Origin of the sequence: Priestia sp. YIM B13486 (genome assembly GCF_042787865.1) — a bacterium.
GTDB lineage: Bacteria > Bacillota > Bacilli > Bacillales > Bacillaceae_H > Priestia > Priestia megaterium.
Genome location: NZ_JBHZOZ010000014.1, coordinates 20,631 through 33,977, shown reverse-complemented (window position 1 = coordinate 33,977; position 13,347 = coordinate 20,631). Strand labels below are relative to the sequence as shown.

Sequence of the window (13,347 nt, the reverse complement as noted above, 5' to 3'; positions counted from 1 at the left end):
TATTGTATGGTTTTTTTATGCGTGTTATGATAATCCAGATCTAGGGAGAATATTTTCAAAAATAAAATGAGTTTTCTGAAAGGAAGGTTATGATGGTAAACGAGGATCATGTAAAAGCTTCAGACACCCAATCAACTTGTTTACAAGAATATGTTAATTCACCAGAGAAACAAAAAGCTTTATATAAACGAACCTTATTTGTTGTAAGTGTTTCTCAAATCTTTGGCGGTGCAGGATTGGCAGCAGGAGTTACTGTCGGTGCACTTATTGCACAGCAAATGCTTGGTACAGATGCCTATGCAGGAGTACCGACGGCTCTATTTACTTTAGGATCTGCAGGAGCTGCTTGGTTAGTAGGAAAGCTTTCTCAAAAAAAAGGGCGTCGTGCAGGACTTACAACGGGTTTTATTCTAGGGGGAGTTGGAGCAATTGGTGTTATTTTTTCTGCCATTCTTAATAGTGTTTTTCTTCTTTTTCTTTCGCTCCTCGTTTATGGATCAGGAACAGCTACTAATCTACAAGCGCGTTATGCAGGAACAGATTTAGCCAAAGCAAAACAACGGGGGACCGCTGTTAGTATGGCCATGGTTTTCACTACATTTGGAGCCGTTGCAGGTCCGAATTTAGTTAATGTAATGGGAGATTTTGCTCTTTCTATTGGTGCCCCAGCACTTGCGGGACCTTTCATTTTAGCAGCAGTTGCATATATAGTAGCTGGTCTTGTATTTTATATTATGCTGCGTCCGGATCCGTTACTGATTGCAAGAGCAATAGAAGCGAATGAACAAGAACGTGATGCTCAAAGAAATTTAATAAATACTGAGCGATCAACGAACAAAAAAGGAGTGGCTGTTGGCGCCACAGTTATGGTCCTTACTCAAATTGTAATGGTTGCTATCATGACCATGACACCTGTGCACATGAAACATCATGGCCACGGGCTAACTGAAGTAGGAGTTGTAATTGGCTTTCATATTGGTTCTATGTATCTTCCTTCATTATTTACAGGGGTCTTAATTGATAAAATTGGACGAACGGCGATGACAATTACTTCAGGAATTATCCTTCTTTTAGCTGGGCTGGTAGCAGCTATGGCACCGAGTGATTCAATGGTTCTTCTAGTGGTTGCTCTATCGTTACTTGGATTAGGATGGAACTTAGGTTTAATTAGCGGGACAGCTCAAATAGTGGATGCTACAGAACCATTAACACGTGCGAAAACACAAGGTACTATAGACGTTTTAATTGCTTTAGCAGGAGCTTCCGGAGGAGCTTTATCCGGAATGGTTGTGGCTCAATCAAGTTATGCCGTTTTATCATTAAGTGGAGGAATTCTATCTTTGATATTAATTCCGGTTATCATATGGGCTTATAGGAGTACAGGTGAAAATAAAGTTAAAGTAGGTCAAGGACTTTAATTTATCTGCGGTATGGAAGCCCGGCTCTGAAATAAATCATGTCACTCAAATTTACTTGTATTCTTCCACTTCCGTTTAAAGAATTGAATTCTTTTTTACAGAGACTACATTGACATTTCAATTACACGAATGACCTTCTACCTAACAGAGGAGAAGGTTTTTCGATTTTAATTATTCATTAAGACTAATATTAATCGCCGCGTTGTTTATATTGTTTAAAATAGTTTTATTTCTTAACGTAATCCTACCCGACAAATAATCACCCTTTTTCAAGCACGCTAAAAGCATACGTTTATGATATATAGATTTTGATGTAATCTTTGGAACATTTCTACCCGTATGAGGGGCGCAATAGAGGAGGGAGTGTGTAAAGAGGTTTCCCCTCACTTAACTCAGTTATATATACAAACAATACTCATATACATTTATTGAATGGCTTCTTTAAACTTGTCACGAAATAAAACATAATTCGATAAAGAGTACATAGGAGGAGAAAATATGTTTGTTCATATAGTTCAACCTGGTGATACCCTGTCTTCAATAAGCAGTAGATATGATTATCCCATTGCGCAGCTTAGGAGGGTAAATGGTTTAGAAGAAACAAATGTTGTTCCAGGTCAAGCCTTACTTATAGCTTCTTATGTATACACAGTTCAACCTGGTGATACGATGAGGAGTATTGCTAAAAAAGCTTATGTATCCTTAGAACAATTAAAAAGAGCTAATCCTTCAGTCCATTATAATTATTTGCAGGTGGGAATGAAAATGAAAATCCCTAATATATCAGACTATATTGCAGGTACACTGGAGTATTATGCCGTTCGAAATCCAGAATTAGATCGCGATTTAATTACTGATTTTGCAACTTATTCCTCGTCCATTTCTATCTTTGAATATCATTTTGGCAGCAATGGAGATATTATGAATGATTTAAACGATTTAGTAGCAATTGAAACGACTTGGAAAAACCGAGTTACACCGTTAGTTACGATTACTAATCTAACTTCTGAAGGGTTTAGTTCGGATCTTGCCCATCAAGTTTTAAATAATCCTCAGGCAAGAAACAATCTTGTTAATAATATTTTTTATTTAGTATCTAGAAAAGGCTACGGCGGGGTGAATATTGATTTTGAACGTGTAAAGGCCGAGGATAGAGATCTTTTTACAGGATTTTTACGTCAGCTGGGTGAACGTTTAAAACCTGCCGGATACGTGCTGACCATAGCGGTTCCAGCGAAGACAAGCGAAGATATTCCTTGGTTAAAAGGATATGATTACGGTGGAATAGGTGCCGTTGTTAACTATATGTTCATTATGGCATATGATTGGCATCATGCAGGCAGCGAACCAGGGCCTGTTGCACCTATTACTGAAGTAAAAAAAACAATAGAATTTGCGATAAAAAGTGTTCCGCGAAGAAAGCTTATCATTGGAGTCCCTTTGTATGGATATAACTGGTCAATTCCTTACAAGCCCGGCACAGTAGCATCTGCTATATCCAATCAAGATGCGATTAAAACAGCGATGAGATATCAGTCGCCTATCCAATATTCAAAAGAGTACAAATCGCCATTTTTTCAGTATAGAGATCAAGCGGGACAGATGCATGAAGTATGGTTTGAAGATGTAAGAAGCATGAGTGAAAAAATGGTGTTAGTTCGTAAATTTGGTTTGCAAGCAATAGGAGCTTGGCAATTAACACTTGGATTTACGCCAGGGCCTTGGCTTTTAAAAAAATTTTTCACTATTAGAACGGTATAAATAGCATTAGTTTTTATGGATTAATTTAGATATTTTTCAGTTAACAGTTATTCGATATACGTTGTTAACAATAAAAAAATTCTATTTATAGTAACTTATAAGAAGTTGGAGGTACTGCCATGGCAAAAAGGATAGATGTCTCAATAAAGCAGCATCAATTAAAACTATATGATGGAGCTAAATTAGTAAAGACATATCCTATTGCTGTAGGGAAAATGATTACGCCAACTCCAACTGGAAAATTTAAAATCATTAATAAAGATACTACCCCTCCAGCTGTATTTGGTCCCTTATGGATGGGACTATCAAAACCTACATATGGAATACACGGGACTAATGATCCAGCTTCTATTGGCAGAGATATGTCACATGGATGTGTCAGAATGGACAATGAAGATATTCTAGAACTTTCCTCTGTAGTTCCCATTGGAACGCCGGTTTACATACATAAATAATAGTTTAAGAAGAGCACGACTGTTTACATTTAGCTAATTGTCGAGATCGAGGGTATCAAAGTTTAAGTAGATGCTATACAATCATGGGCTCTTTGTACAAAAACAAAAAAGTACCCCGATTAACAGAGGTACTTTTAGCATTTTAACTTATTTTGATGATGGAGACGTAGTAACTTCTGGAGACGTCACTTTGTCATAAAAATCTACGAATTTGTCACGATCCTCGCTATCACGGTAAGCCATAGCAACACGTGGATGTTCATTCAGTACACCAGAAATCATGTAAGGAATGATATAGCCCCATTCCCACTTTTGACGCATTTCAAGCATATGTTTTTCAATTACGCCAAGAATCGGCTTCATCTCATAGCTTGGTTTTGGGATGTAGCTAACAAGCAACTCTGTGTTACAGTTACCAGCTGCACGGCCCATACCATAAACAGATGAATCAAGGAATGTAACTCCATTACGCATCGCAGTTAATGTATTAGCAAAAGCTAGCTGCATGTTGTTATGCGTATGGATCCCAAGCTGTTTGCTAGGAATCATGGCTTGAAACTTTTTCACTTGATGCTCAATATCCGCAGGGTCTAGGCTTCCAAAGGAGTCAACGATATATACAACATCTACAGGGCTTTTCTTTACCATTTCAAATGCTTCAATAAGCTGATTTTCCGGTACGCTAGATAGTGCCATAATGTTAAGTGAGGTCTCATAGCCCAAATCATGAAACATTTTTATAAGCTCTAAGCCTTTATCTACTTCGCGAATATAGCATGCCACTCGAATCATATCTAACATACTTTGTTCACGTGGCAGAATGTCATTTGGATCTACACGCCCAATATCTACTAAGGCAGATAGCTTCGTGAACTTTTTCTCAGGGATAATTTCTTTGAGAAAGTTATCGTCAAGAAATCTCCATGGATTGGGCTCAGTTGCTTGAAGAAGCTTAGGTGAATTTTTATAACCGATTTCCATGTATTCAACGCCGGCTGCGCTTAGGCCGTTATATAAGTCTTGCACAAATCCAACGCTAAAATCCCAATTATTAATTAAACCTCCGTCACGAATGGTACAGTCTATAATTTTGCTATTATGTCCCATGGTAGTTGTTTCCTCCTATGTATTCTATTTATATAAATATTGTTTTAAACTTTATCGCTTTTATGCTTTTAAGTGCTAAACTCTCCTATTGTGTTTATACCATGACTGATTCAGGGGCGTCAATGTATTTTCTAAATGTTTCACTGCTTTACTGCATTTCATGGGAGGAGATGCTTCGGCTTTTTATCCGCTTGATGCTCTTAAAACAACACCAAGTTCAGCACTACAACCCCTAGTATATACAAACACAACCTTTATTACATCACTACTTACTGCAATAAAGATTGTTTTTTAATTGACAACGTTTATTAGGGAGGGAACTGCCATTAGTATCTAGGTTATAGGTTTAGATTTCTCTATAATTAATCCATAAATTTGGGAGGAGATTTAAAACCTGAGAAATAAGAAACTTTTTTCGCATTAACAGTTGTATAGGAAGTAGTAGCTGTTACTTAATCATTTTAATTTAATTGTCTTTACATCGTCCAAAACGTAAGAAATGATAAGAGTATAGAGGTAATAAACATCGCAATCAACGGCTTTAATGCTTTTGTTCGAAGAGCCTTCAAACTTACATTTAACCCTAGCCCGACCATAGCCATTGTTAAAAGAAAGGTAGTTAGAGTTGAAATATCATCCATGATCGTTTTAGGTATTATAAGGTGCTTACCAACGACATAACTCCCAAAAATACTCATGATTATAAAACCTATTAAAAACCAAGGGAATTCAATCTTAGTATCCTTTTCAATTTTTCCTGTTCGCTTCATCCAGTACATTAAGATAAAGCTTAATGGCACAAGTAAGAGCACTCTGCCTAACTTAGCCAACAGTCCAATAGCTAGAGCATCGCGTCCAGACGGTGCTGCAGCTAGAGCTACATGGGCAATTTCATGGAGACCTACGCCTGACCAAATTCCATATTGAATATTTGTTAAATGTATATAAGGTCTTAAAATGGTATATCCAATCGCAAATAGGGTTCCCACTAAAGCAATAACACCAGCTCCGATAGCTGTATCTTCTTCTTTTGCTTTTACAATCGGAGAAACAGCCGCAATAGCTGCAGCACCGCATATTCCTGTTCCTATCGCTAAAAGAAGGGATAAACCGCTATCAGCTTTCATCCATTTGGCTAGAAAAACCGTCAAAACAATCGCAAATACAGCCGTTCCCACATCGTGAAGCAACAATCCTAATCCGTGATGAATAACAACATCAATATTAAGCTTTAGGCCATATAAAATGATGGCATAGCGTAACAGCTTTTTAGAAGAAAATTCAATTCCAGATCTTATTTTTTCAGGGTACCCCAAAATTTGACGATAAATGACTGCCATTATAATTGAACAGGCTAGTGGACCGATATGATTAAACCCCGGGACTTTCGCTAAGCCATAAGCAAGTAAAGCAAAAAGAAAAGTAAAAGCAATTCCTTCAGCCCATAAAAAAACATTAGGTGACGTCTGGGCATTTGTTCGTGGGAATAGAGTCCGTTTTTGAACTTTATTTATATTTATCATACATTTCATCTCCAATATGAATTCTTATCAAGTGCAGCTTCACACAAGAAGTGTATACCTTAACTATAAAAGACGGTTTATTATTAGTAAAATATATATAAATCATAGTTTCGATTAAAAATATTAATAACTAATGCGTAAAAGCAGCAAGTTGATCTTCAAATTCACTGAAAATCAACTTGCTGCTTTTATTGGTTTTTTATTTCTCATTACGCGTTTTGATATCTGAAACATAGTCCATCAACTACTAATTTTACAAAACTGCATAAAAATATCGGTTCTTATGAGAGAAAGACAGCCTTACTAGTTGCCAAGCCTTTTTTGCGTCTATACCATAGCAGAATCAAGCTGCCTAGCACACAAAGGAAAGAAACTAATTGAGCTATTCTGATATGAGAGGTTAACATTAAGCTATCTGTACGCAGTCCTTCTATAAAAAATCTTCCTATCGAATACCATAGCAGGTAAGTAAGAAAGACTTCGCCTCTTTTTAACAAGGATTTTCTTAGTACGATTAGGACAAGCACACCTATTATGTTCCAAAGTGATTCATAGAGAAACGTAGGATGATAGTAAGTTCCATTTATATACATTTGGTTAATAATAAAATCAGGCAAATGTAAAGCTTCTAAGAACTGACGTGTAACAGGTCCGCCGTGTGCTTCTTGATTCATGAAGTTTCCCCACCGGCCAATAGCTTGGCCTAATAATAAGCTAGGAGCTAAAACATCAGCCATTTTCCAAAAAGAAAGATTCTTTGTTCTGCAAAACCATATAGCTGTTAATACAGAGCCAATAATTCCACCGTGAATAGCTATGCCTCCATGCCAAATTGCTATAATTTCGCCTGGGTGGTCTTTATAATAACTCCATTCAAAAAGTACGTAGTAAATTCGAGCAGTAATGATAGCAATGGGTAGTGCTAGCAGAAGTAAATCAGAGATGGTTTCTGAAGAGATCCCTCGTTTCTTTCCTTCTTTCGAGGCTAACAAGAAGCCTAAGAAAGCTCCTATTCCTATGATAATTCCATACCAATGGACTTCAAGTGGACCAAGATGGAAGGCGATAGGGCTTAAAGGTTGTGTGTGTTGGTTCATGTTTTTTCTCCTTTACTTCATATCGATTTTCTTACATTTTTTAAGAGCAGTATTAAATTGGAGTGCCTTTTTAGTATATCTAATTGGATAAAGAAAGGACAACTTTTGCTTACGAACGATCATGATTTCTTTGCCTATTTTAGTGTAACAGAATAATCTCCTTAGAATTGTCAAAATTAAAATAGACAGTATATTGACTTAATTACCAAGATATACTATTCTTGTTTTAGACAATATACTGTCTAAAATGGAGGGTGAATATGGATATTTATAAAGAGCTTTTCTTGATGCAGCAAACTTACGCTACCTTATTTTCTCTGGCAAATAAAATTCAAGTAAAAGGTGATAAATCTCTTGAACTTTTAACATCAAGACAGCATATGGCGATGGTGGCAATTGCACATTTACCTGAAGATGAAACAACGTTGAATAATATTGCTAGAAAATTAGGAACTACAAAACAAAGCGTCAAACAGTTGATTACCATTATGGAAAAGAAGGGTTATGTTGACGTAGTTCCTAGCAGTAAAGACAAGCGTGCAGTTAACGTAAAAATTACGAAAGCGGGAAAAGAAGCACTGCTTGTTGTCTCAGAAAAAGGAATTTTCTTTTTGGAAGAACTTTTTAAAAAGTTCTCAACTGAAGAGTTGGAAATAATATGGAAGCTTTTAAAGAAACTCTATAGCTTCGATGGGGAAGAACATGATGGATTTGAAGAAGAAGGCAACATCAAAATGGATGATGATCACAATGAATTACAGTTGAGAGTAATAAGGGAGCTTGAAAGTCGAAGAGTTCAAGCAATTGATAATATAAGAAAGAATATATAAAAAAACTCGATAGGCTAATCTAACTTAAAGCATATCGATTAATCCTTTTAAAATTTTAAAAATAAAGGATAAGGGAGAGCAATCATTATGTTTGAAATCAGCGATGAAACATTACGATTAATTAATAAAACCTGTAAAGGAAAAAAGCACTTGAAACTAACCGTTGGCTACTTAACGGACAATCAGTCTATTATAAAAGTCTATAATGAAAGCGGTGAAATTGACTCGGCAAAAAGATATCATTATGAAATTGGTTCTATTACGAAAACTTTCACTGTATCGCTGTTATCAAAATACATATTTGAAAACAAGGTGTCGTTAAACGACTCTATACAAAAATACATAAAAGAACTTAAAGAAGATACGTATTATCCTACATTGCTCCGCCTCGCTACTCACTCTTCTGGATATTCAGGAAGCTTACCTTTAAATAAACGAGAATATTTTAAAATAATTTTAGGTTTGATTTTTGGCGGAAGTGATTTGAACAAAAATAATCCGTTGCATATGGATTTTAACAAAATGAAAATGCTAATTGAAAGAACTAAATTGAAAGAAGTAGATTATTCATGGAAATATTCTAATTTCGGTATTTCACTTATTGGGTATGTGTTAGGAACTGTCTCAGGCAAAGGATATTGGGACACTATGAATGACTTTCTTCATAATGAGCTTGGACTAAAGGATACTTGTTTAGGCACTTCACACAATAATTTACAGGGCTATGACCGCAAAAATAATGGTTGCGGCAACTGGCAGTGGGACAAAGAAAACTTTATATCACCTGCCGGGGCAGTATCCTTAACCGCTGAAGATTTACTTAAATACGCAAAAATAAATATGTACGAAGATAAACCATATCTTTCTTTTTGTCATAAAAAACACGGTAATGGAACAAAGAAATTTGATATGGGTCTTGGATGGTTGCTTTTAAAGAAAAATAATAATGTAGTGTTGCACGGCGGTGGAACAGGATGCTTCAGCTCATTTTTAGGGATTGATAAGGAAAATAAAGTTGCGTCCGTCGTTTTAGCTAATTATAGACTAGGTAAAAATAATAATGAACATATAGGAATGTCTTTATTAGAAAGTCTGCAAAAGTCAAAAGATATATAAGAATAGTCTACAAAAAAACGAAGAAAATTAGTCTATTACAGTTCACCTTACTCCTTTAATTTCAATTAATTGAGAGATTATCATCAATATACCGACCTTCAAGAAGCATAGATACCGCTTCTTTTTTTGATGAAACCGTGCTATTATCATTAAGGTTTATGAAGAACAGAAGATTTTTGTCTTTACGTACATTCTTTTGGTATAGTGTTAGAAATAAGGAGTGGGTAAGTTGGTTTTCACTGAATTCTTCCAGCAGTTTCCCGTAAAGGTTTTAACGGTAGCGCTGCTGATTATACTTATCGTTTATTTTATTCGCAAATTCATTAAGCTTTTCTTTGATAAAACGAGCTTTTTAGATGAAAAACGAGAAGAAACCTTAATGCATTTTTCTAATCAGGTGACAAGAGTAGTAGGCCTGGCTTTTTTCTTTATTTATGTGCTTAGCCATTTCTTTGACTTTGGAAAGATACTCACTAGTTCAGTAGTGTTGGCCAGTGCCCTGGCAATAATCCTCCAGCATATTATCCGTGATTATATAATGGGACTGACTTACCTGTTTGAACGTCAGATCCATCACGGAGATTATGTTATTCTCAACGGAAACCGCCAAGGAAAAATAGAAGAAATCACCATGCGCTACTTAAAGATTCGTCAGTATGACGGCTACCTCTATACCGTCTCATATAGCAACATTACGGAACTTCAGAATGGAACCCGAGGAAGACGCCGGGTAAATGAAAGTCTTATTCTCAACTATAGACAAAATCCGGAAGATGCCTTCAAAGTAATGGAGCAAGTAGCACAAACATGTAACGAGAAATATGGCCAGTATTTGTTGAAAGATGTGAATGGAATTCCTATAGAGAGCTTTCAATTCAATCAAATTACTGAACTGAACGTAGATTTTAAAGGTCACCAATATTCAGTATCAGGCCTTGTGAAGGAAGCTGATTTTGTAGAAGCGGGTCAAAAGGTGAGATATGAACTCGCAATGGCTGCCTACAAAAATGATCTAATGATGGCTGAAAGCTTCGAGACAAGCCATTAAAAATAAAACTCGTATCTTATTTATATACAAGCTTTTATACTTAAGATAAAAACACCCTTTTAATTTTTTAAAAGGGTGTTTTTATTTTTAAAAATATCTATTAAGTACTTCTCCAGTACAGATTAATTATCTGAAACAGAAAAAATTAATTAGTACATCTAAATTATTCTTCTAGCGATATGGTAAAATTAAACAAAATACTAAAAGAGGTAAAGGGGGAGTAACTATGTCACAAAAAGCTAATTATACAAAAATCAACTCCAAAATGTGGGATGAGTGGGCTTCAGCTGGAGGAGAATGGTCATTAGCTATTAATCATCAAGATTTTGCAGATGCAACTCAAGGTATTTTTGATATTTACTTAACACCTTGTAAGCCTGTTCCACATAACTGGTTTATTCCATTTAAAAAAGCAAAAATATTGGGACTTGCTAGTGGAGGAGGACAGCAATGCCCAGTCTTTGCAGCGCAGCATGCAGAAGTTACAGTGTTTGACTACTCTGATAAACAATTAGAATTAGAAAAAATGGTGTCCGCTAGAGAAGGCTATTCTATTGATTTAGTTAAAGGCGATATGAGTAAGACATTTCCCTTTGAAGATGAGACGTTCGATATGATTTTTAATCCCGTATCAAACTGCTATATTCAAGATGTTGAACACGTTTGGCAAGAATGTTTTAGAGTTCTTAAAAAAGGTGGCGTTCTGCTATCTGGCTTTGCAAACCCTGCTCTCTATTTATTTGGAGAAGATGAGAAAGAATTACAAGTAGTTCATAAATTACCTTATGACGGAACTAAAAGTACGATAGAAAATGATGAAGAACTTATAAAGAATGGCGGTGTACAGTTTAGTCATTCTTTAGAAACTCAAATTGGGGGACAGCTAAAAGCTGGATTCACTCTACAAGCTCTTTATGAAGATCATCACCACAAAGGGAGAATCACTGAATATATGCCTTGTTATCTGGCAACTAAATCCATTAAATAATAGTTGGTTATCATGTTGAATGAGTTACCTCAACTTTTTCTAACAGACGATCAAAAGGGGACAAGCAATTTTGTTCATTACTATACTAGCCGAATAGATTTAAAAAATACATTTTAGAAAAGAGATTTCCACCTAAACATAAGACAATAGAAAAAGTTTTCTATTGTCTTATGTTATGAGTTTGATTCTTCATTTGGATAAAGAACAAAATCATATAATTCGCCTCTTAACCGATCGTTATAAAATTCAATTTTACGATTTAAAATGTCTAGACTCTGTTGTAAAGTCTGTATTTCCTGTTGTACAAGGTGTTTGCGGTTTTCAAGTAGATGTAATCTCTCTTGGATTGTTTTATCACCTATTGCACGCCATTTAGTGTATTGTTTTAACTCTGTTATTAACATACCTGAACCTTTTAAATGGAGGAGAAACTTCGCCCATTCAATATCATCATCCGTATATCTTCGTAAATTATTCTCATCCCGATTAGGTGTAAGCAAACCTTGTCTTTCATAATATCTGAGTGAACTTGCTGTTACGCCAAGGATTTTTGCAAATTCTCCAATTGAATAAGCCATCGTATTCACCTTTTCTATCATTTATTTGAACTAATACTGAATGCTTAAAGTCAGTTATATATAATTGTTTTTTCTTTAGTATTGTCTCCTTATATCTATTGAACTTATCATTTAAAGTCGACTTTAAGTCAATAATGAATTTCTTCTTAAAACATCGACATTCTCTTGTTGACTTAAACCTAAGTTTAAGTCTTATACTACACCTGTTGTAACGATCAAAATAGAAAGAAAGGATGAGAGAGAGATGCCGGAAAAACAAACCGCAGGACGAGAGCTGTTAGGGGAATTTGCTCCAAAGTTTGCTGAGCTTAATGATGATGTTTTGTTTGGCGAAGTATGGGCGCGAGAGAAAGAGTTATCTCCGCGTGATCGAAGTATGATTACAGTTTCTGCCTTAATTGCGGGTGGAAACTTTGAGCAATTAACGCCGCATCTTCAAAAAGCAAAGAAAAACGGAGTAACCAAAGACGAAATTGTAGAAGTGATTACTCATCTTTCGTTTTATACAGGGTGGCCCAAAGCATGGTCTGCTTTTAATATTGCTAAAAAAATTTATAACGCTTAAAAGGAGAGAGAAGAAATATGAAGCATGAAGAATTAAGTAATAGCACAATCTTTCCACTAGGACAAAAAGTGGAAGCCAACTTTAGTGGAGACGCCTATTTAAAAATGGTATTTACAGACGAAAAGCCGCTTAACACATCTATTGGAAATGTAACTTTTGCTCCAGGATCTCGTAATAACTGGCATTCTCATAAAGTTGGACAAGTATTATTAGTAACAGGTGGAGAAGGCTGGTATCAAGAAGAAGGTAAAGCAGCACTGTTAATAAAAAAAGGTGATGTCGTGAACATCCCACCAAATGTGAAACATTGGCATGGCGCCACAAAGGATAGCTGGTTTGTGCACTTAGCAATGACACCAGGAGAAACAGAATGGCTAGAACCTGTTGATGATGAATGGTTTAATAAGTTATAAGCATAACGTATATATGCCGTTTTAAGAAAGTGGTCACATGATTACTCGCTTTTCATTTTATGGCTAGCAGCAATTGGCTCTGAAGAACCCAATGAAAAGCTTTTCAGAGATAAGAAACAAATCGATTGGTAACACCCGTGAGTAAAGATCAAAAAAGATTTATAAAGAGAAAAGCTGTATGTAAAACTAAATGAATTATTACTTGCTGAATTTGTTGCTAATGCGTACGTCAGCGTAGTTGAGTGGTGGCTCAAAAATGAAAAGCCATATTCACCGAGAGAAATGGTAGAAAAAGCAAGAGAGCTTTTAGAAAGAAACTTATAAACTTAGGTTTGGTTGGACAAAAGCTTTAGAAGAATAAAATTATCCATCTCCCATTCTTAATTATAATATCTTTTTTGTTTTAATTTGGTAATAAAGGGTAAATGTTCTAAGAATCACCTAAAAA

13 protein-coding genes and 1 pseudogene are annotated in these 13,347 nt (G+C 35.6%); 10 read left to right on the top strand and 4 right to left on the bottom strand.

Features of this window, described 5'->3' with window-relative positions; all coding sequences use genetic code 11:
• Window positions 1-89: 89 nt before the first annotated feature.
• The 3 genes from ACFX4G_RS24365 to ACFX4G_RS24355 all read left to right on the top strand — a co-directional run bounded on the left by ACFX4G_RS24365 (window position 90) and on the right by ACFX4G_RS24355 (window position 3,634).
• Window positions 90-1,418 (top strand): MFS transporter, encoded by a 1,329-nt coding sequence (locus tag ACFX4G_RS24365; protein ID WP_377570254.1) that lies wholly within the window; start codon window positions 90-92, stop codon window positions 1,416-1,418.
• Between the two features lie 498 nt (window positions 1,419-1,916).
• Window positions 1,917-3,179, top strand: coding sequence for a glycoside hydrolase family 18 protein (locus ACFX4G_RS24360; RefSeq protein WP_043981832.1), 1,263 nt, complete (start codon window positions 1,917-1,919; stop codon window positions 3,177-3,179).
• Window positions 3,180-3,298: 119 nt separating this feature from the next.
• A complete protein-coding gene (locus tag ACFX4G_RS24355; RefSeq protein ID WP_013082624.1) occupies window positions 3,299-3,634 on the top strand; it encodes a L,D-transpeptidase in 336 nt (111 codons plus the stop codon).
• A gap of 147 nt (window positions 3,635-3,781) precedes the next feature.
• Here the strand turns inward: ACFX4G_RS24355 and ACFX4G_RS24350 are convergent, their stop codons facing one another.
• From ACFX4G_RS24350 to lgt, 3 genes are all read right to left on the bottom strand, one after another.
• Window positions 3,782-4,741 carry an aldolase catalytic domain-containing protein gene (locus tag ACFX4G_RS24350; protein WP_377577517.1) on the bottom strand — a complete coding sequence of 320 codons (960 nt, stop codon included), beginning with the start codon at window positions 4,739-4,741 and terminating at the stop codon, window positions 3,782-3,784.
• Between the two features lie 476 nt (window positions 4,742-5,217).
• A complete protein-coding gene (locus tag ACFX4G_RS24345) occupies window positions 5,218-6,264 on the bottom strand; it encodes a YeiH family protein (protein WP_323618807.1) in 1,047 nt (348 codons plus the stop codon).
• 281 nt (window positions 6,265-6,545) lie between these two features.
• Complete coding sequence (gene lgt / locus ACFX4G_RS24340) at window positions 6,546-7,361, bottom strand: prolipoprotein diacylglyceryl transferase (protein ID WP_377577514.1); 816 nt, start codon at window positions 7,359-7,361, stop codon at window positions 6,546-6,548.
• Between the two features lie 260 nt (window positions 7,362-7,621).
• Between lgt and ACFX4G_RS24335 the strand changes: the two genes are divergently transcribed.
• From ACFX4G_RS24335 to ACFX4G_RS24320, 4 genes are all read left to right on the top strand, one after another.
• A complete protein-coding gene (locus tag ACFX4G_RS24335) occupies window positions 7,622-8,191 on the top strand; it encodes a MarR family winged helix-turn-helix transcriptional regulator (RefSeq protein WP_377577511.1) in 570 nt (189 codons plus the stop codon).
• Window positions 8,192-8,278: 87 nt separating this feature from the next.
• Window positions 8,279-9,307: a serine hydrolase domain-containing protein gene (locus ACFX4G_RS24330; RefSeq protein ID WP_377577508.1), complete on the top strand. Its 1,029-nt coding sequence runs from the start codon at window positions 8,279-8,281 to the stop codon at window positions 9,305-9,307.
• A gap of 229 nt (window positions 9,308-9,536) precedes the next feature.
• Complete coding sequence (locus ACFX4G_RS24325) at window positions 9,537-10,355, top strand: mechanosensitive ion channel family protein (protein ID WP_043981838.1); 819 nt, start codon at window positions 9,537-9,539, stop codon at window positions 10,353-10,355.
• A 226-nt stretch (window positions 10,356-10,581) separates the two neighbouring features.
• Complete coding sequence (locus tag ACFX4G_RS24320; protein WP_377577504.1) at window positions 10,582-11,343, top strand: class I SAM-dependent methyltransferase; 762 nt, start codon at window positions 10,582-10,584, stop codon at window positions 11,341-11,343.
• A gap of 173 nt (window positions 11,344-11,516) precedes the next feature.
• On the opposite strand, the gene ACFX4G_RS24315 is transcribed toward ACFX4G_RS24320, so the two are convergent.
• Window positions 11,517-11,921, bottom strand: a complete 405-nt coding sequence (locus ACFX4G_RS24315; RefSeq protein WP_176521243.1) for a MerR family transcriptional regulator — start codon at window positions 11,919-11,921, stop codon at window positions 11,517-11,519.
• A gap of 244 nt (window positions 11,922-12,165) precedes the next feature.
• Here ACFX4G_RS24315 and ACFX4G_RS24310 point away from each other — a divergent pair, with 244 nt between their 5' ends.
• The 3 genes and pseudogenes from ACFX4G_RS24310 to ACFX4G_RS24300 all read left to right on the top strand — a co-directional run.
• Window positions 12,166-12,486 carry a carboxymuconolactone decarboxylase family protein gene (locus tag ACFX4G_RS24310; protein WP_377571575.1) on the top strand — a complete coding sequence of 107 codons (321 nt, stop codon included), beginning with the start codon at window positions 12,166-12,168 and terminating at the stop codon, window positions 12,484-12,486.
• Between the two features lie 17 nt (window positions 12,487-12,503).
• Window positions 12,504-12,899: a cupin domain-containing protein gene (locus tag ACFX4G_RS24305; protein WP_230184394.1), complete on the top strand. Its 396-nt coding sequence runs from the start codon at window positions 12,504-12,506 to the stop codon at window positions 12,897-12,899.
• Window positions 12,900-13,100: 201 nt separating this feature from the next.
• Window positions 13,101-13,223 (top strand): annotated as a pseudogene (locus ACFX4G_RS24300) (TetR-like C-terminal domain-containing protein); the annotation flags it as partial.
• Window positions 13,224-13,347: the final 124 nt, after the last annotated feature.

Bases quoted from the DNA above. Each gene is read 5' to 3' on its own strand.
- ACFX4G_RS24365 (WP_377570254.1), top strand. From the start codon at position 90: ATGATGGTAAACGAGGATCATGTAAAAGCTTCAGACACCCAATCAACT.
- ACFX4G_RS24360 (WP_043981832.1), top strand. From the start codon at position 1,917: ATGTTTGTTCATATAGTTCAACCTGGTGATACCCTGTCTTCAATAAGC.
- ACFX4G_RS24355 (WP_013082624.1), top strand. From the start codon at position 3,299: ATGGCAAAAAGGATAGATGTCTCAATAAAGCAGCATCAATTAAAACTA.
- ACFX4G_RS24350 (WP_377577517.1), bottom strand. From the start codon at position 4,741: ATGGGACATAATAGCAAAATTATAGACTGTACCATTCGTGACGGAGGT.
- ACFX4G_RS24345 (WP_323618807.1), bottom strand. From the start codon at position 6,264: ATGATAAATATAAATAAAGTTCAAAAACGGACTCTATTCCCACGAACA.
- lgt (WP_377577514.1), bottom strand. From the start codon at position 7,361: ATGAACCAACACACACAACCTTTAAGCCCTATCGCCTTCCATCTTGGT.
- ACFX4G_RS24335 (WP_377577511.1), top strand. From the start codon at position 7,622: ATGGATATTTATAAAGAGCTTTTCTTGATGCAGCAAACTTACGCTACC.
- ACFX4G_RS24330 (WP_377577508.1), top strand. From the start codon at position 8,279: ATGTTTGAAATCAGCGATGAAACATTACGATTAATTAATAAAACCTGT.
- ACFX4G_RS24320 (WP_377577504.1), top strand. From the start codon at position 10,582: ATGTCACAAAAAGCTAATTATACAAAAATCAACTCCAAAATGTGGGAT.
- ACFX4G_RS24315 (WP_176521243.1), bottom strand. From the start codon at position 11,921: ATGGCTTATTCAATTGGAGAATTTGCAAAAATCCTTGGCGTAACAGCA.
- ACFX4G_RS24310 (WP_377571575.1), top strand. From the start codon at position 12,166: ATGCCGGAAAAACAAACCGCAGGACGAGAGCTGTTAGGGGAATTTGCT.
- ACFX4G_RS24305 (WP_230184394.1), top strand. From the start codon at position 12,504: ATGAAGCATGAAGAATTAAGTAATAGCACAATCTTTCCACTAGGACAA.